The sequence below is a fragment of the Arthrobacter sp. GQ119 genome (genome assembly GCF_059759125.1).
The window spans coordinates 133,430-149,863 of the sequence record NZ_JCAXEA010000002.1 but is presented as its reverse complement, the minus strand read 5'-3'; the positions used below and the strand labels follow the sequence as shown (position 1 = coordinate 149,863).

Below are 16,434 nucleotides of genomic sequence, written 5' to 3'. Positions count from 1 at the left end.
TTTGCATGGGCCTGCTGTCCAGCTCCCGGATCAACTGCTCAACTCCTTTCCACGCGACAGCGGATTAGGCAGTCAGGTCACGCCGTCGAAGGGAATAGGCGGCCAGGCCTGCCAGGGCGGACGCAATGGCCGCCAGAGCCAGCGCCCCGCCCGGGTCGAAAGGTTCCACGGGCATGGCCGAGGAGTGCCGGAACGGGCTCACGTCCTGCAGCCACACCGGGAGGCCGAACAGCTCCCCGAATTCGCCCAGCACAAGTCCGGTGGCCAGCATTCCCCAACCCAATGAGACACTGAGGCGCGGCGCGGCGGCGAATACCATGGCGGTGGCAGCCAGGAAAACGAGGGCGGCCGGGATGTGGGCCATCGCTGCCGGCACCAGGGACACGGCAGGTCCGTTGGAAGTGCCCGAGAGTCCCAGTCCTATGGCAGCCGTGACCCCTGCCGTTCCGGAGACAACAACCGCTGAGGCTGCGGCGATGAACAGATTCGCGCCGAGCCACCGGGCCCGGGATGCCGGCGCGGCGAGAAGGACTTCTGCCCTTCCCTCGGTCTCTTCTGCGCGCATTCGCAGCACCGCCTGAATGCCTGCAGCCGCCGCGAACACCCCGGCCACGCCGAGCAGGGCCGTGACGAACACGTCAATGAGTCCGGCTTGGCCGCCCGGCACGAGCCGGGACATGAGTTCCTTCAGCGGCGCCACACTGGACACCGTCTCGGAAACCAGAGGGCCGAGAGCGCCCGCCACCGCACCCAGGACCGCGGCCCCGACGCACCATCCGGCCAGGGTGGAACGCTGCAACCGCCAGGCGAGGCCCACGAAGGAGGCGCCCCCGGCTCCGGCCCGCTCCCTGCCGTCGCGCTGGGGGAGAAGGCTGGCGCCCACGTCCCGCCGTCGCCGGATCAGCACGGCAGCGACTGCCAGGACCAGCGCAGCAGCCAGAAGGACCAGCAGCGCGAACAGGTCCGGACTCGTGAACGGCCGTAACCGCTGGCCCCAGCCGATGGGCGACAGCAGCGACGGCCACGCACTGCTCACATGCACCAGGTCCGCCGCCGGAGTCCCCAGCGCGTCCCCAATACCCCGAAGCAGATAAGCCGCCCCGACCAAGCCGGCAGCCGCACCATTCCCGCTCCTGCCCGACGGCAGGACCTGGGCAACGACCGCGGCAACGCCGACAAAGAACACGCCGACAGCACCGACAGCGGCACCGGCCCCCACTGCGCCGGGAACCGGCAGCCCGGCCCCGACGAAACCGGCGGAAACGAACACGGCCAGGAACAGGTTCGCGCCCGCGCCCAGCAGAAGGGTCGCTGCCAGAGATGCTGCCCGCGGGAGCGGGACCGAGCCGAGGAGTTCGGCCCGTCCGAGCTCTTCGTCGGTGCGGGTGTGCCGCACCACCAGGAAAGTGCTCATCAGTCCTGCCAGGACTGCCGTGAACGCGTAGCCCTGAAAGAACACGACCGCCCCCACGCCGGTGCCGTCGGGTAGACCGCGAAGGAAAAGGAACGCCGGGTTGGATGCTGCAAGGGTCAGGATCGCTGCCTGCGAGGGCTCGTCACCGAATTGCGTGACGACCGCGCTGGAGGTCGCAAATCCGAGCAGCGTGATGGCCAGGACCCAGACCGGCAGCGTCACCCGGTCCCTGCGTGCCTGGAACAATGCCAGCTGCCACACGCCTGGCATCACTTCACCCCGCTGCCGATGCCGTTGCCGTCGCGGTTGCGGGTGCTGTCACTGTAGTGGCGCAGGAACAAGGACTCCAGAGATGGCGGGGCGACCGTGAGCCCGCTGATTCCTGGCTCGGCGATGCCGGCCAGGACGGCACCGAGTTCGGCGGCATCGGCGTCGAACTCGGCGGCGGTGCCGTCGATGCTGATCCCGTGCATGCCGGGCAGTGCCGCCAGGCGTTCCGGCTCGGCCAGCCCGGTGACCCGGAAATGCGTGCGTTTCAGGTGCCGGAGTTCGCCCAGGGTCCCGGTCTCGACCGCTGCGCCGGAACGGATGATGGTGATCCGGTCACAGAGCTGTTCGACCTCGCTAAGAATGTGGCTGGAGAGCAGGACAGTCGCCCCGTCCCTGCTGACCCGTTCGATTTGGCGGCGGAACACGGCATCCATCACCGGGTCCAGGCCGGCGCTGGGCTCATCAAGCAGATACAGCCTGGCAGGTCGGGCGAACGCGGCGATCAGGGCGACTTTTTGCCGGTTGCCTTTCGAGTAAGTGCGGGACTTCTTGCGCGGGTCGAACTCGAACTCCTCGATGAGCTCCCGGCGCAGCTTCCCGTCGGCACCGCCACGCAGGCCCGTCAGCAGGTCGATGACTTCCCCGCCAGAAAGGTTCGGCCACAGATTCACATCACCCGGTACGTAGGCGATGTCCCGATGCGTACGGACAGGGTCGGCCCAAGGATCCATTCCGAGGACCCGTGCCGTACCGGCGGTGGGGCGGATCAGCCCCAAAAGAACCCTCAGGGTCGTGGATTTGCCCGCGCCGTTGGGACCGAGAAAACCGTGGATTTCACCGGAGGCGACGCTCAGGTTCAGGCCATCCAGTGCCCGTGTCCTGCCGAAATCCTTAACAAGACCCAAGGTCGCGATGACAGGTTGTGTTGCCGTACCCATGAGCCGTCCGCTCCTCAGGTCATCACGTGACACCCGAGGCGGTCGCCGAGGGCGTTCCGCAGGCATTGCCCACGGGCCGACCAGGCTTCCCGGCTCTCCGATCCACAGCATACAAGCCCCCGGACGGAGCCGGAAGACGCGTTGCGGCTGGGGTGCGGGGCGACACCGCGGTACTGTGCCAGTCGCCACGAACGGCTGAACATCACCTCGCGTCCCCAGAGCTCGCGACGTAGAAAAACGCACTCTGCGAGGATCATTCAGCGGTCAAAATGGCCAGGGTCCCCCGTCGGGCCGGCGTTCTGGCTGCCGGCGTGTCACGTCACCATAGGAGAGACCGCTGAGGAGCCAACTGGCCGCTCCGACCATCAGCAGGAAACCGGCGACTCCGATGACCGGAAGCCGTGTGATGATTCCAGCGATGACCAAGGCGAAGCCGGCCAAGATGGCCAAGATGGCCAGGACACTGTAGATAATGCGGAGGGGTGCCCGATCCCGGGATGTCCCGTCCTGCAGCTGCCGGTCCAGATCCGGGTCTGACGCGGCCAGTTCCTGTTCGAGCTTTTCAAGGCGCCTGCGCTCTTCATCTGACAGGGCCACAGCGGCGGCTTCCTGCCCGCACGGGTACCACCGTGAGCCGGAGGACTGCAACACCCCGGTGCGTCTGGGCGGGATCGGCCCAACGATCCAACCCTCCCTGGAATTCACCGGCGGCGACGCTCAGGTAGAGGCTGCACGGTGCACGCGACCTGCCGAAATCTCCGACATGACCGCATGCTTCAACTACGGGTTTCTCTGCTACATTCATGAGCCGTCCGCTCCTCAGGTCATAAGGCGAACGCCTGAGGCGGACGCCAAGGCGTTCCGCAGGCACTGCCCACGGGCCGACCAGGCTTCCCGGCTCTCCGATCACAGCTTACAAGCACCCGAAGGGCCAAGGAAGACCAGCACATCCTTATCGTCGCGGGTGCGGCAGGGCGAGGCGCATCTGCTGGAACGTCTCTTCCTGGGAAGCGTGACTAAGCAGGTGCTCACAACGTCCGCTGCAAACGTGCTGGTCAGCGCAGCCGGGTGAATGTCACGTTAGTTCCTCCATGAGCCGGGCGAGGATGTCATTCATGGCGAGCAGCCCGACGAGCTGATTGCCTTCCACCACGACGAGCCGGCTTAGGTGATAGCGGCTCATCAGGGCCGCTGCCTGGCGGACGGACAGGTCCTCGTTGACAGTGATCGCAGGGATGGTGGCGGCGTCATAGACGTTCAGGAGGTCCACATCCCCCTCCTGCGCAACGACGGTGTCCAGGAGTTCCCTGTAGCTCAGCATGCCGTAGGCGTCGTGGGCGTGCTGCCGCTCCACCACCAGGCTCTTCACCTGCCGCTCCTTCATCATGGACAGCGCCTCCCGCAGCGTGCTGTACGGGGAGATCGTGACGACCTCGGGGACCATGACATCTTTGACAGTGAGCATCTCTTTCCTCCTTGTAAAGATATGGACCAGCTCAGGCACCCTCACGGCGCAGGTGCTCCTCGAACCTGACCACCTGCCGCATGTCGATCCCGGTCAGGTGCTCGATCGGGATCGCGAAGGCCAGGCCGCGGGATTCGGTTCCTTGAACCAGGATCGAGTGCAGTTCCTTCAGGATCGGCGCGGTCAGGTGTGTCCCCACGATCATCAGCAGCACGGACTGGGTCCCTTCGAAGGTGAGCCCGAAAAACGTTTTCCTGGCCTCGCCCCCGATGCCCTTGCCCGGCAAAATGGTCACACCCGTGGCACCGGCCCGCTGGGCGTGTTCAATCACCCTGTCCTCAAGCTCATCCGGGGCGATCACGATGACTGCTGTGAATTTCATGCCGGTTCCCTCCTCAGAAGGGGAAGTTTCTCCATCACCATGGCATACACCATGACGGAAATGACAGGGAAGATGGAGGCATACGCGATCAGGCCAAACCCGTCGATCAGCACGTCCCGTCCTTCCACGGCGCCCGCCAGGCCGATCCCCAGAGCGGTTACCAGCGGCACGGTGACCTCCGACGTCGTCACCCCGCCGAGGTCGAAGGCCAGCGCGATGATGTACTTCGGGGCGAAGAACACCAGCACGATAGCAACGGCGTAGGCGGTCATGATGAAGTAGTGGAACGGCCCTCCCACCAGAATGCGGTAGACGCCGAATCCGATCCCGAGGCCTACACCAACGGCGACAATAACTCTGACGGCGGATGCGCTGATCTTGCCCGGAGATGCGTCCTGCGCCTGGTCTCCGATGGCCACCAGGGCAGGTTCGGCCATGGTGACGGCAAAGCCGATGAGCAGCGCGAACAGCAGGATCAGGGCCGGGACTCCCTGCTCGATCAACTGCTCCGCCATCAGGGTCCCGAGCGGGAACAGCCCGAGCTTGAGTCCCACCACGAAGGCATACAGTCCCACGAGGACCATGATGAAGCCGATGACAACCCGCAGGGGGTGGGGCAGCCTGCGCCGCAGAGCGACCCATTGGAAGAAGAGGACCACGCCCACAATGGGCAGGACCTCTCGGAGCATTGAGGCGAGGCCAAGGATCATGCCCACCACCCAATCCGTTGAGTCCTCCCCGGCGCCGGTGACGGGCGGCGCCGCCCCGGCATCGCCGAAGGTGTAGACCCAGATGCCGTACAGCTGGACTCCGATCAGGGGCACCATCACGCACAGCGCGACCAGGCCAAACCCGTCGGCGAGCAGGCTGCGTCCCCTGATGGAATTAGCCAGGCCGAGACCGATCGCCGCGATAAGCGGGACACTGACGATGTTCGTGGTGACCCCGCCCGAATCGTAGGCAAGACCAATGATCTCCGGCGGGGCGACATACGTGAGTCCCAGCGCCATCGCGTACCCCGCGATCAGCAGCTTGTACACCGCCCAGCCCCGCAGGACACGCAGGATGCCCAGGACCAGGACCAGCCCCACCGACACAGCGATGACGAAGCGCAGCACCAGCGCATTGATCCGACCATCGCTGACCAACTGGGCCTGCTCCGCGACAGCGATCACCGCCGGCTCCGCGACGGAGGCAGCGAAGCCAATGGCAAACCCAAAGGGCAGCAACAACGCCAGGGCCCCGCTCCGAACGAACTGGTTAGCCAGGTTCTTGCCGACAGGGAAAATACTCAGATCCAGGCCATACAGGAACAGGGCAATGCCTACAGCCACGATCAGGAGCCCCGCCACCAGCTCCAGTGGGTCATCGGGCATGGAGCGGAACACCAGCAGTTGGAACAGAACAACGACGATAACGATGGGCAGAAGGTTTCTGAGCGCCTTTAGGAATTCGCGGGCGAATCGGCTGAGGTGCTCCATCGGGTCCTCTCCCGGAGTGATCCTGTGAGTACCGGGCTTTTCAGCGGCGGGCACACGATCCTCATCGCCCGCTCCCCGCGAGCTGGGCGACCCGGCGTTCGAGTTCGGCTATGCGATCGGTGATCGGCTGGGTATGCAGGAGCTCGGCGACCTGATCGGCCTCGTCCTCCTCGAGCACGATCCTTGCCACGACCCGATCGGGCTCCGCCGAGTCGTAGACGAAGATTTCGCGTCTGCCGGGACGCTCGACGACAATGCGGAATTGCTGGCCGTCGCGGGTCAGGCAGTCGTGCAGCACGCCGGCGCCGGGCACGGTGGAGTGGGTGGTTTCCATCGGGCCCTCCGTTCCGTCGGTTCTGGGGTATATTCAGTCTCCCCTTACGGGAAAGGAGGTGCCATGGGGCCTGACACCCATTTCCGGAGCGGCGCGCCCCGGGGTTTCGCCGCCCGTGGGGGTGAGCCCTCATGGACAAAGGACGCGGGCCGCGAAAAGCTAGTCGGATGCGGACTCCGCCCGAAACCAGGGCCACCGGCGCAACAAGCGGCTTGCCTCCGAAAGGACCGGCACAGTTGCTGTTCTGGCGCCTGTTCATCATCAACGGATTGCTCTTTGCGATCGGCACGCTCGTGTTGGCCCTCTCGCCGGCGACGGTGTCCTCGCCTGTCCTGCTCACCGAGGTACCGGTCCTGCTCATCGGGTTGGCTCTCATCCTCGCTGCGAACGCCGCCCTGGTGCGGGCCAGTCTGGCGCCGTTGGACGCGTTGACGGCCGTGATGCGCCGCGTGGGCCCGCTGCGGCGCGGTGGCGACCGGGCGCCGGAGGCCGGCAACGGCGACCTCGGGCATCTCATCCGCACCTTCAATGAGATGCTCGACCGGCTGGAGGCGGAGAACAGCGCGAGCAGCGCCCTCGCGCTGGCCGCCCAGGAGGGGGAACGCCAGCGGATCTCGCGGGAACTGCACGACCAGATCGGCCAGAGCCTGACCGTTGCTCTCCTCAGTCTCAAGCGGGTCGTCGACCGATCTCCCGACGATCTCCGAGAGGAGAGCCTGGTCGCCCAGGAAGCGGTCCGTGCGAGCCTGGAGGAGGTCCGCCAGGTGGCCCAGCGCCTGCGCCCGGGCGTGCTCGCGGACCTTGGCCTACGGAGCGCACTGAGTTCGCTGGGCTCGGAGTTCTCCCGTTCGAGCGGGATCCCGGTGACCTGGGAGCTCGATGACGACCTCCCAGAGCTCAGCGGGGAGGTCGAGCTGGTGCTTTACCGCATCGCGCAGGAGGCGCTCACCAATGTCGCCCGGCACGCGCACGCGACACGGGTCGATTTTGCGCTCACCTCGTCGACAGCGGGGCTGACCCTGCGGATTCGCGACGACGGGCAAGGCGGCGGTGACCTCCGCGAGGGCGCCGGTATCCGCGGGATGCGCGAACGCGCCCTGCTCATCGGTGCAGAGCTGACGGTCGCCGCACGGCCGAGCGGGGGGACCGACGTTCGCCTCGTCGTTCCGGGCGCCGGGGCGGGGAGCTGAGCCGATGGGCGAACCCACGCGCATCCTTCTCGCCGACGACCATGCCCTGGTCCGCCGCGGCCTTCGCCTGATCCTCGACGCGGAGCCAGACCTCACCGTCGTGGCCGAGGCCGCCGACGGAACTGAGGCCGTCGCCGCCGCGGCCGCCGGCGGGGTGGATCTCGCAGTTCTCGACATCGCCATGCCCCAGATGACCGGCATCCAGGCGGCACGGGAGATATCGCGGACCGCACCCGATGTGCGGATCCTCATCCTCTCGATGTACGACAACGAGCAGTACTTCTTCGAGGCGCTGCGCGCCGGGGCCTCGGGTTATGTGCTCAAGTCGGTCGCCGACCGCGACCTCATCGAGGCCTGCCGCGCAGCGATGCGCGGTGAGTCGTTCCTCTACCCCGGTGCGGTCACCGCGCTCATCCGTGACTATCTGGAACGCGACCGCCGTGGCGACCGGATGCCGGACAGCATCCTCACACCCCGCGAGGAGCAGATTACCAAGCTCATCGCAGAGGGGAACTCCGCCAGGGAGATCGCCGAGATCCTCAGCATCAGCGTGAAGACCGTCGATCGCCACCGCGCTAACGTACTGCAGAAGCTGGGGCTGCGCGACCGGCTGGACCTCACAAGGTTTGCCATCCGCACGGGGCTCATCGAGCCGTAAGCCGTCCCGAATACATCCGGGCAGGCATCCAATGGTTCCCGACCGTGACCCCGCCCTGCCGTTGTCATTACACTGGGACGCATGACCGAGCAGGAACCGGCCCCGTCCAGCGCCGCTGAAGCTCCCGACGGCGCCGCGAACCTTTCCGGGGACGCGGCCGCCACGTCCGCGCAGGTCGAGGACGGCGAGGCCCCGCGCCTGGCGGATCCCGGCGCCGTCGACACGTCATTGCGCAGTCCGGCCGAGCGGTCCCGCACCTTTGCCGGGATCCTGGTGAACACCGCCCTCGCCAACATCACGACCAGCTATCTGTGGTTCGCCCTGACGTTCTGGGTCTACCTGGAGACGCGCAACGTGATCGCCACGGGGGTGATCGGCGGCGCGTACATGCTGCTGATCGCCCTTTCCAGCATCAGCTTCGGCACCTTCGTGGACCGTTACCGCAAGCTCGCCGTGATGCGCTTTGCCGCAGCGTTCACACTGGTGATGTTCGTGCTCTCCGGGGTCATGTTCCTGCTGACACCAACCCCCAGGCTCCTGGACCTGACGCAGCCGTGGTTCTGGCTCTTTGCCCTGATCATCCTGGTCGGCGCGGTGGTGGAGAACATGCGCAACGTTGCCCTTTCCACCACAGTCACCATCCTCATCGAACCGGACCGGCGGGCCAACGCCAACGGGATGGTGGGTATGGTGCAGGGCCTGGCATTCATCGTCACCTCGGTGCTCTCCGGCCTGTCGGTCGGGCTGCTGGGCATGGGCTGGACGGTCGTCGTCGCCGTGGTGCTCACGGCGCTGGCCTTCCTGCACCTGCTCACGCTGCGCATGCCCGAGGAGGTCCGGGTGGCCGCCACGGACGCGCACGGAGCGTTCGATCTGCGCGGTTCCATTGCCGCCGTGCTGGCCATCGGGGGGCTGTTCGCGCTCATCCTGTTCTCCACTTTCAACAACTTCATCGGCGGCGTGTACATGGCGCTGATGGACCCCTATGGCCTGGAGATGTTCCCCGTGGAGCTGTGGGGGGCCGTCTTCGCTCTCGGCTCCACCGGCTTCATCGTGGGCGGTGCGCTGATCGGCAAGTTCGGACTGGGGGCCAACCCGTTGCGCAGCATGCTTCTCGCAGTGATCGTGATGGGCTTTCTCGGTGCCGTGTTTACGGTGCGGGAATGGGCATGGCTATACGTCGCCGGCATCTGGCTGTACCTGGTCCTGATCCCTGTCGTGGAGGCCGCCGAGCAGACGGTCATCCAGCAGATGGTGCCGCTGCACCGGCAGGGCCGGGTGTTCGGATTCGCCATGGCCTTCGAGTCTGCGGCAGCACCGATCACCGCGTTCCTCATCGCGCCGATCGCCCAGTTCTGGATCATCCCGTATGCGCGGTCCGCCGAAGGCGCCGCGCAGTTGGCCCCGCTGCTGGGCGAGGGCATTTCCCGCGGCATCGCCCTGGTGTTCCTGATCGCCGGGATCATCATGATCGTGGCCGCGCTGCTGGCCTTCCTGACCCCGGTTTACCGCCGGGTTTCGGCCTCGTACGCCCAGGCAGCTGCAGACGGGAAGGAAACCGCGAACGCAGACTCCTCGTCCTCGGGTTGAGTCAGAACTCGCCTCTGGTTGAGTCAGAACCCGCTGGAATCACGCGCCCGGGAAGAATCCGGCCAAAATGCCGAAAGCTGGCTCCAGGCGTGCTGAGACCATGGAGCCAGCCTTTTTCCGGCAAGTGTCCCCAGAGATGAGGCGATTCAAGCCTCCCCCCAACAAGGTTTGAAGAACACTGCCGAGACACAGGCTATTCGCCTGCGGAGAAGCAGGCAACGGGTGCGGGGCCCCAAAACCGAAAGAGACACGGAGTCACGGCGGTTCATGCTGTGTCCGCATCCGTCACGTCGCCTGTCCAGCCGGCGCCTGCTCCGCCTAGGCTCGAAACTATGAATCATCACTTCACGGACGAACGGGACAGCTATGGCCGGCTCTTGGTGGACAGGGAGGTGTGGCGGCAGGCCAGCACGCTTGCGGCCGCCGGGGAGCTGACCGCACGCTGGCTGGAGGGCAAGAGCGAGTACCAGGCGGGAACCCTTGCCCCACGCTTTGACGACGAAACCCTGCCCATCGCAGGCCAACTCGCCAACATCAATCGCAGCGGGCTCTTCACGAAGGAATCCCAGCCGGGACTCGCGGCGGACACCGGCACTGCACAGCGGGAATACGTGACGGGATTCTGCTCCGCCGAATCCGCACGGCGGCTCCTGCAGCTTTCGTCGCGGACGGAGTTCGTTGCCATCGCCCATGCCCCGGGGGAAATGAGCAGTGCGTCAGTTCCCGTGACGCTCGACGGCGACGAGGTGGTCACCGTGCTGGGGACCAGTGAGACGCCCATCGAGTCGGACCAGATCCGGGACTGGGCGGAGGAAAGCAACGAGACCCTTGCCCTGCTCCTTGCTGACTCCTGGTACGTCGAAGTCCTCGATCCGGTGTGGGGACGGAGCCAGCACCTGCTCCCTGCGATCCTCGAGGCGTTGCGGTCGGTCCCGGCCGGTTTTTGACGCAGTGCGGCTTTTTGGTGACCCCTTTGAGACGTCCGATTAACTCCAAAGAACTCCGGTGAACCCCCGCTACGGCGGGCGTTGTTTTGGCCTGGCGGCTCTACGTAACGTCAGTTCAACGCTCCCTCCCATCACCGAAGGAACACCATGTCGAACTCCCAGGACAACCCAGGATCCACCCGCATCACCGCCGGAGGAACCAACAGCCCGAAGCGTCCACGGCGCCTCCAGATCGGAATCGCCGTCGGCGTGCTCGCCCTCCTCGGCGCCGGCGCCGCCGTGGCGAACACGGCAGCCAGCAACACCGCCACGGCAACCGACACTGCCGCTGCCACCAGTCTGGCCGCAGAACTGAAGCTGGGCTACTTCGGCAACATCACGCATGCCCCGGCCCTGGTGGGCGTCAACGAAGGCTTCATAGCGAAGAACCTGGGCAGCACCAAGCTGTCCACGCAGGTCTTCAACGCCGGCCCCGCCGCGGTGGAGGCACTGAATGCCGGGGCCATCGACGCGACGTACATCGGCCCGAACCCGGCCATCAACTCGTTCGTCAAGAGCAAGGGCGAGTCCATCAGCATTATCGCGGGCGCTGCCTCGGGCGGTGCACAGCTTGTGGTGAAGCCGGAAATCAAGTCTGCAGCCGACCTGAAAGGCAAGACCCTGGCTTCCCCGCAGCTGGGCGGTACGCAGGATGTGGCGCTGCGCGCCTGGCTCGCCAAGCAGGGCTTCAAGACCAACCCCGACGGCGGCGGGGACGTCGCCATCAACCCGACCGAAAACGCCCAGACGCTGAAGCTGTTCCAGAACGGAAAGCTCGACGGCGCCTGGCTGCCGGAGCCGTGGGCGTCCCGTCTGGTGCTCCAGGCCGGGGCCAAGGTCCTGGTCGATGAGAAGGACCTGTGGGACGGATCCCAGACCGGCAAGCCGGGCGAGTTCCCCACCACCATCCTGATTGTGAACAAGAAGTTCGCCGCAGAGCACCCGCAAACGGTGGAAGCCCTGCTCAAGGGCCACGTCCAGGCCGTGCAGTGGCTCAACGACACCCCGGACGCCGAAAAGGCCACGAAGCTGAACGCCGCCCTGAAGGAAACGACGGGCAAAGCGCTGCAGCAGGACGTCATCGACCGGTCGCTGCAGAACATTGTGTTCACGGTGGACCCGCTGGCCGGAGCCTTCAAGAAGCTCCAGCAGGACGGCGTGGACGCCGGAACCACCAAGCAGGCCGACCTCAACGGCATCTTCGACCTCTCCACCCTGAACGGTGTTAGGGGACAGAAGACGTCCGCCGCCGGGCTCGGCAAGGAGTGACGGAAGCGAAAGCATAAAAGGAGATCCGGCGGGAACGTTCCCGCCGGATCTCCTCTTTTAATCCTGCGCTTACAGCGCTCCCTGAAGTTCGTCGAGGGGGTAGAAGGTGACGGGGTCCTTGAGGAGGTAGTGGAACACCACGCCCCCGGGCGCCTCCTCCGAGCCGATGAACTCCGCGAGCGTCCACGGTCCGTCGGCCACGGCACAGGCCCAGGCGTGGGCTTCTTCCCAATGGACGCCTGCCAACGAACGCCCGGCACCAGGACGGAGAGCGACGGTGACACCCACCGAAGCCGTTCCGGCGGCGGGCTGCCACTCCGTAAAACCCACGATGTCCACGGTGACGCCGGGCGAGGCCAGGGAGGGCCGGCTGGCCATGGCCGTCGCAGCGCCTTCCAGGCCTCCGGTTCCGATGTCCTGCCAAACCAAGGCGGACACCTGGTCCCTGAACACCCTCAGTTCTCTGCTGCACTGCGTGCGGATGCGCTGAGCCAAAGCCGTGATCATCAGGGTCCCCATTCTGTCGGATGCCTGTGCACCAAACCAACCACCCGAACGGTCTGTCCACAATGCTCTTGGACACGCCCGGACTCGGGACGCAATATGGCTTAATGCACCGCAGCACGGCGTAAAGATCCGGGCCGCTGAACACCTCACACGCCAAGAGGACCGGATGTCAGCTGCTACAGGCTGTGGTCCTCGCGACGGGCCTCGAGCATCGATTCCCGGAGCCGGGACTGGGCCAGGGCCAGTCCGGCATACGCCGCTCCCCGGGCCACCGACAGTCCGATCACCTGCGGCACGACCCTGATCTCCGGGACGCTGGGAAGGCTTTGCGCCAGCCGTCTGCGCGCCTCGGGAAGGACTTCGTCCACCAGCGGACTCAAACGACCCACAAAGTACACGGACTCCGGGTCCAGCGTAACTGCAACGGCACCGACAGCGCTGACGACCGCCGTCGTAAACGCCTCCACCACTTCCGCGCGGGACGCCGCTTCCTGCGGCTGGGACCAGAGCGCTTCGATGCCCTCCAGGTCCAGTCCCCGGCCCCCGGCGAATTGGAGGAGGCCCTTTATGCTCAACAGCCCATCGAGGGTCTCGTTGCCGACACCGGAGAAGAGAACACCACCAAGGTCACCGAAAGCAGGGGTCCGCCCCTGGGCGATTTCATGATCAGTACAACTGGCGAAGCTCAGCACCGTACTAAGCATGAACAAAGCGGCATTCCCTATGCTCGCATCATCCTTCAGGATCCCCCGCAGGGACGCACTGGCATCGCTCTCAAGGACCACGGGAGCCTTCAACCGATCTTCAAGAGAATTCTGGAGAAGAGAACCGGTGAGCGTCTTCCTTGATTCCGGTGTCCCGGACCATTTAGCGCCATTCCGGACACGGCCGGGCAGCGCGGCGACGATTTGACGCAATGGCCCCTCTGCCGATTCACTGGTCTCCGCAATCAGGTCCACCAGCCACTCGGCAGTCGTTCCAACATCGCCGCCCTCAAGGCTGGGAACAATCACGTGCCTAACCTCGCGACCCCTCAGGTCCGTAACCAGGACGCACGTGGTTCGCGCCCCGAGGGCGATACCGACAACGTGCCCCGCCGTCCCGGGTACATCCAGGTACGTGGAGCGCCGACCGCGGCGCGGAACCGCATTGACCCCCTGCTCGACAACGAAACCGTCAAAACGAAGCTCATCCACCTTCCGGGACACCGTCGCCTGGCTCAAACGCGTCAGTTCAATCAGCCTGTTGCGCGTCAAAGGCGCCTCCGAAAGGACGGCATCAAGGACTGAAGCCTTGTTGTAGTCACGTACCGTGGGGTTGCTACTCATGGCACAACCTTAACGAGCTAGGGACCGAAACCGGGACATGGCCGAATGTCCCGGTTTCGTCGATATGGGGGTTATTGGTTTCCGGCGGCTTGAAAGCTGGTTTCGATTGTCACGATCTCAATGGGCGGGAGCATGGGCGCACCCATTGGTACTAGCGGATTGTGGCTTCGGTGATGGCTGATTCGCCCAGGCCCCAGTACTCCAGGGACTCCTTGTATTCCGGGGATTCCAGAACGGACTGGATGGCCTTCTGCAGGGCCGGTGTCAATGGTGAGCCCTTCTTGACCCCCATGGCGACGTTGGTGTTCGTGCGGGTATCCATCCGCGGCTCCAGGACGGTGAAGTGGTTGGGCTGCTGCTCTGCGGCCCAGGCCAGGCCACTGGCGTCATAGAAAACGCCGTCGATCCGCTTGGAGTCCAGCTGCGTCAGGGCCTCCTGGACGTTGGGCAGCGTCACGCCGTTGATGGCCGGCTTGCCCTTTTCCTCACAGGTCCACTTCGAGACGTTCGGCAGGTGCTTGAGCTGCTGGGTGGAGCCCTTGGTCACGCCGATGTTCTTGCCACAGAGCGCGTCGTTGGCCAGATTGTTGGGGTTGCCGTGGGGCACCGCAATGGCCGAGCCGCCCTTAATGTAGTTGATCATGTCCAGGACCTTCAGCCGCTCTTCGGTGGCGGACATGGTGGTGGCGGTGAAGTCGTAGCGGCCGCCGTCGATACCGGGAATGATCGTGTCGAACGCCGTATTCTCGAACTTCAGCTTCAGGCCGAGCTTCTTGGCCACCAGACGGGCGAGGTCCGGGTTCACGCCAATCGGGGTTGAGTTGTCCTCGGCCAGGAACGTCATCGGCGGGGAACTCAAATCCATCGCCACGGTCAGTTCACCCTTGGCCTTGTAGGACTCCGGCAGCAGCGCCACCGCGGCCGCATCCGGCTGGACACCCTCGGAGACGTCACGGGTGTTCTGCGTCTTGGGAATGTCCGCTCCCTGGGTGCCGGTGGCAGCGCCGCCACAGGCAGTGAGGGCCAGCAGGAGCGTAAGTCCGGCCGCCGCAGTCTGGACTTTGTTTTTGGTCTTCATGGTGATTCCCTTCGATGGTTTCAGCTGAAGTGATCCGCTGAATGAGTGAGGCTGTTTAGTACGACTCCCCGGGCCAAAGGGGCATTCTGCGCCTTGGGGAGTGCCTTCACGGTGGAAGGCACTCCCCAAGCAGTTGGTGTCAGCATCTACGCCGACCGGTTTGATGTTAGGTCTTAGCGAAGTGCCTTGAAGGCCCGGCCCATTCCTTCGAGCAGGCGATCGGCATCAGTGGTGGAGAAGGGCATCGGGGGGCGGAGCTTCAGGACATTGCCCTGGGCGCCGCAGGCCGAGATGAGAATCCGGTCCTCCCGGAGGGCGTTCACAATGCCGGCGGCGGCCTCCCCATTAGGTGCGAGTGTGGATCGGTCAGTGACGAGGTCGACACCGATGAAGAAGCCGCTTCCGCGGACTTCTGCGACCTGGTCCAGGCCCTGGCTGAGGTCCTTCAGCCCGGTGATGATCTTTTCGCCGACCTTCCGGGCGTTTTCTATGAGTGATTCGTCGCGGATCACGTCCAGGACGGCCTGGGCAGCGGCGATGGCTACGGAGTTCCCGCCGAAGGTGTTGAAGTAGCGGATGTTCTTGCCGAACTCCACCAGCAGTTCGGGCTTGAAGATGGCTGCCGCGACGGGGATGCCGTTGCCCATGGGCTTGCCGATGGTGACGATGTCCGGGACGATTCCGTGGCGCTGGAAGCCCCACCATTCCTCGCCGGTGCGGCCGAATCCGGGCTGGACTTCATCTGCGATGTACAGGCCGCCGGCGGCGTGAACCTCTTCGATGATCGGGCGCAGGAAGCCTGTCGGGCCGGCGAAGACACCGTCGGAGGAGAAGATGCTGTCGGCGATGAAGGCCGCCACTCCGATGCCGTGCCGGTGCAGGTCGGCGATGGCGGCACGGACCTGGTTCCGCAGGTGATCCTGCAGGGACCCCTGATCGGATGAGTACCGCAGGGCGTCGGGGGCGTCGATGACCCGCACGTTCGCACCCAGGGGCACACCCGCGCCCAGGGACGGCGAGAAGGACGCTACTTCGGTTGTCAGGCCGTGGTACGCGCCGGAGGTGACGATGATGCCCTGGTTTCCGGTGGCGTATTTTGCCACGCGCATGGCGAGGTCATTGGCTTCGGACCCGGTGCAGGTGAACATGACATGGCCAAGCTCTGCGGGGAACGTGGAAAGGAGCTGCTCGGAGTAGTCGAGGATGGATTCCTGGACGTACCGGGTGTTGGTGTTCAGCGTCTGCATCTGCTCGTGGACGGCCGCGATGACCCGCGGGTGGGCGTGGCCGACCGAGGGGACGTTGTTGTAAACGTCGAGGTAGTCATTTCCCTCGCGGTCAAACAACGTGACGCCCTTGCCGCGAACGATTTCCAGGGGGGTGTCGTAGAAGAGCCGGTATCCGGGTCCGAGGCTCTGGTCCCGGCGCCGGATGCTCTTCTGCATCTGATCCGGGAGCTCGCTAAGGCGGTTGGGATCAAAGCCATTGATCATGGCCCGGGACGGCTTGCGGATGGTTTGGGGAGTGGTGCTCATGATGTCTCC

Annotated in this window: 16 protein-coding genes; 5 read left to right on the top strand and 11 right to left on the bottom strand. The window is 65.2% G+C overall.

Annotated features, from left to right (window positions below):
- Nucleotides 1–64: 64 nt before the first annotated feature.
- The 7 genes from AC6CH3_RS02600 to AC6CH3_RS02570 form a co-directional block, all read right to left on the bottom strand.
- A complete protein-coding gene (locus AC6CH3_RS02600) occupies nt 65–1,684 on the bottom strand; it encodes an ABC transporter permease (RefSeq protein ID WP_498130972.1) in 1,620 nt (539 codons plus the stop codon).
- Entirely contained in the window at nt 1,684–2,622 is a 939-nt protein-coding gene (locus AC6CH3_RS02595; RefSeq protein WP_498130971.1) for an ABC transporter ATP-binding protein, read from the bottom strand. Before AC6CH3_RS02595 ends, AC6CH3_RS02600 begins: the two co-directional genes overlap by 1 nt.
- A gap of 264 nt (nt 2,623–2,886) precedes the next feature.
- A complete protein-coding gene (locus AC6CH3_RS02590) occupies nt 2,887–3,219 on the bottom strand; it encodes a DUF3040 domain-containing protein (RefSeq protein WP_498130970.1) in 333 nt (110 codons plus the stop codon).
- Nucleotides 3,220–3,697: 478 nt separating this feature from the next.
- The gene (locus AC6CH3_RS02585; protein ID WP_493975421.1) at nt 3,698–4,087 is read right to left on the bottom strand and encodes a CBS domain-containing protein; all 390 of its coding nucleotides are present in this window, start codon (nt 4,085–4,087) and stop codon (nt 3,698–3,700) included.
- Between the two features lie 31 nt (nt 4,088–4,118).
- Nucleotides 4,119–4,469 (bottom strand): P-II family nitrogen regulator, encoded by a 351-nt coding sequence (locus AC6CH3_RS02580; protein ID WP_498130969.1) that lies wholly within the window; start codon nt 4,467–4,469, stop codon nt 4,119–4,121.
- Nucleotides 4,466–5,950, bottom strand: coding sequence for a DUF1538 domain-containing protein (locus AC6CH3_RS02575; RefSeq protein WP_498130968.1), 1,485 nt, complete (start codon nt 5,948–5,950; stop codon nt 4,466–4,468). Before AC6CH3_RS02575 ends, AC6CH3_RS02580 begins: the two co-directional genes overlap by 4 nt.
- Before the next feature lie 61 nt (nt 5,951–6,011).
- Nucleotides 6,012–6,284 (bottom strand): cation:proton antiporter regulatory subunit, encoded by a 273-nt coding sequence (locus AC6CH3_RS02570; protein WP_498130967.1) that lies wholly within the window; start codon nt 6,282–6,284, stop codon nt 6,012–6,014.
- A 236-nt stretch (nt 6,285–6,520) separates the two neighbouring features.
- On the opposite strand from AC6CH3_RS02570, the gene AC6CH3_RS02565 reads away from it, so the two are divergent.
- The 5 genes from AC6CH3_RS02565 to AC6CH3_RS02545 all read left to right on the top strand — a co-directional run bounded on the left by AC6CH3_RS02565 (nt 6,521) and on the right by AC6CH3_RS02545 (nt 11,977).
- Nucleotides 6,521–7,474, top strand: a complete 954-nt coding sequence (locus AC6CH3_RS02565) for a HAMP domain-containing sensor histidine kinase (RefSeq protein WP_498130966.1) — start codon at nt 6,521–6,523, stop codon at nt 7,472–7,474.
- A gap of 4 nt (nt 7,475–7,478) precedes the next feature.
- Nucleotides 7,479–8,132 carry a response regulator gene (locus AC6CH3_RS02560; protein ID WP_498130965.1) on the top strand — a complete coding sequence of 218 codons (654 nt, stop codon included), beginning with the start codon at nt 7,479–7,481 and terminating at the stop codon, nt 8,130–8,132.
- Nucleotides 8,133–8,213: 81 nt separating this feature from the next.
- Nucleotides 8,214–9,722 carry an MFS transporter gene (locus tag AC6CH3_RS02555; RefSeq protein WP_498130964.1) on the top strand — a complete coding sequence of 503 codons (1,509 nt, stop codon included), beginning with the start codon at nt 8,214–8,216 and terminating at the stop codon, nt 9,720–9,722.
- 332 nt (nt 9,723–10,054) lie between these two features.
- Nucleotides 10,055–10,669 carry a DUF6919 domain-containing protein gene (locus tag AC6CH3_RS02550; RefSeq protein ID WP_498130963.1) on the top strand — a complete coding sequence of 205 codons (615 nt, stop codon included), beginning with the start codon at nt 10,055–10,057 and terminating at the stop codon, nt 10,667–10,669.
- A gap of 147 nt (nt 10,670–10,816) precedes the next feature.
- A complete protein-coding gene (locus AC6CH3_RS02545; RefSeq protein WP_498130962.1) occupies nt 10,817–11,977 on the top strand; it encodes an ABC transporter substrate-binding protein in 1,161 nt (386 codons plus the stop codon).
- Between the two features lie 69 nt (nt 11,978–12,046).
- Here the strand turns inward: AC6CH3_RS02545 and AC6CH3_RS02540 are convergent, their stop codons facing one another.
- The 4 genes from AC6CH3_RS02540 to AC6CH3_RS02525 all read right to left on the bottom strand — a co-directional run bounded on the left by AC6CH3_RS02540 (nt 12,047) and on the right by AC6CH3_RS02525 (nt 16,425).
- Complete coding sequence (locus tag AC6CH3_RS02540) at nt 12,047–12,484, bottom strand: hypothetical protein (RefSeq protein ID WP_498130961.1); 438 nt, start codon at nt 12,482–12,484, stop codon at nt 12,047–12,049.
- A 176-nt stretch (nt 12,485–12,660) separates the two neighbouring features.
- A complete protein-coding gene (locus tag AC6CH3_RS02535) occupies nt 12,661–13,812 on the bottom strand; it encodes an ROK family protein (RefSeq protein WP_498130960.1) in 1,152 nt (383 codons plus the stop codon).
- A gap of 151 nt (nt 13,813–13,963) precedes the next feature.
- Nucleotides 13,964–14,890 (bottom strand): ABC transporter substrate-binding protein, encoded by a 927-nt coding sequence (locus AC6CH3_RS02530; protein ID WP_498130959.1) that lies wholly within the window; start codon nt 14,888–14,890, stop codon nt 13,964–13,966.
- Between the two features lie 173 nt (nt 14,891–15,063).
- Nucleotides 15,064–16,425: an aspartate aminotransferase family protein gene (locus AC6CH3_RS02525; protein WP_498130958.1), complete on the bottom strand. Its 1,362-nt coding sequence runs from the start codon at nt 16,423–16,425 to the stop codon at nt 15,064–15,066.
- Nucleotides 16,426–16,434: the final 9 nt, after the last annotated feature.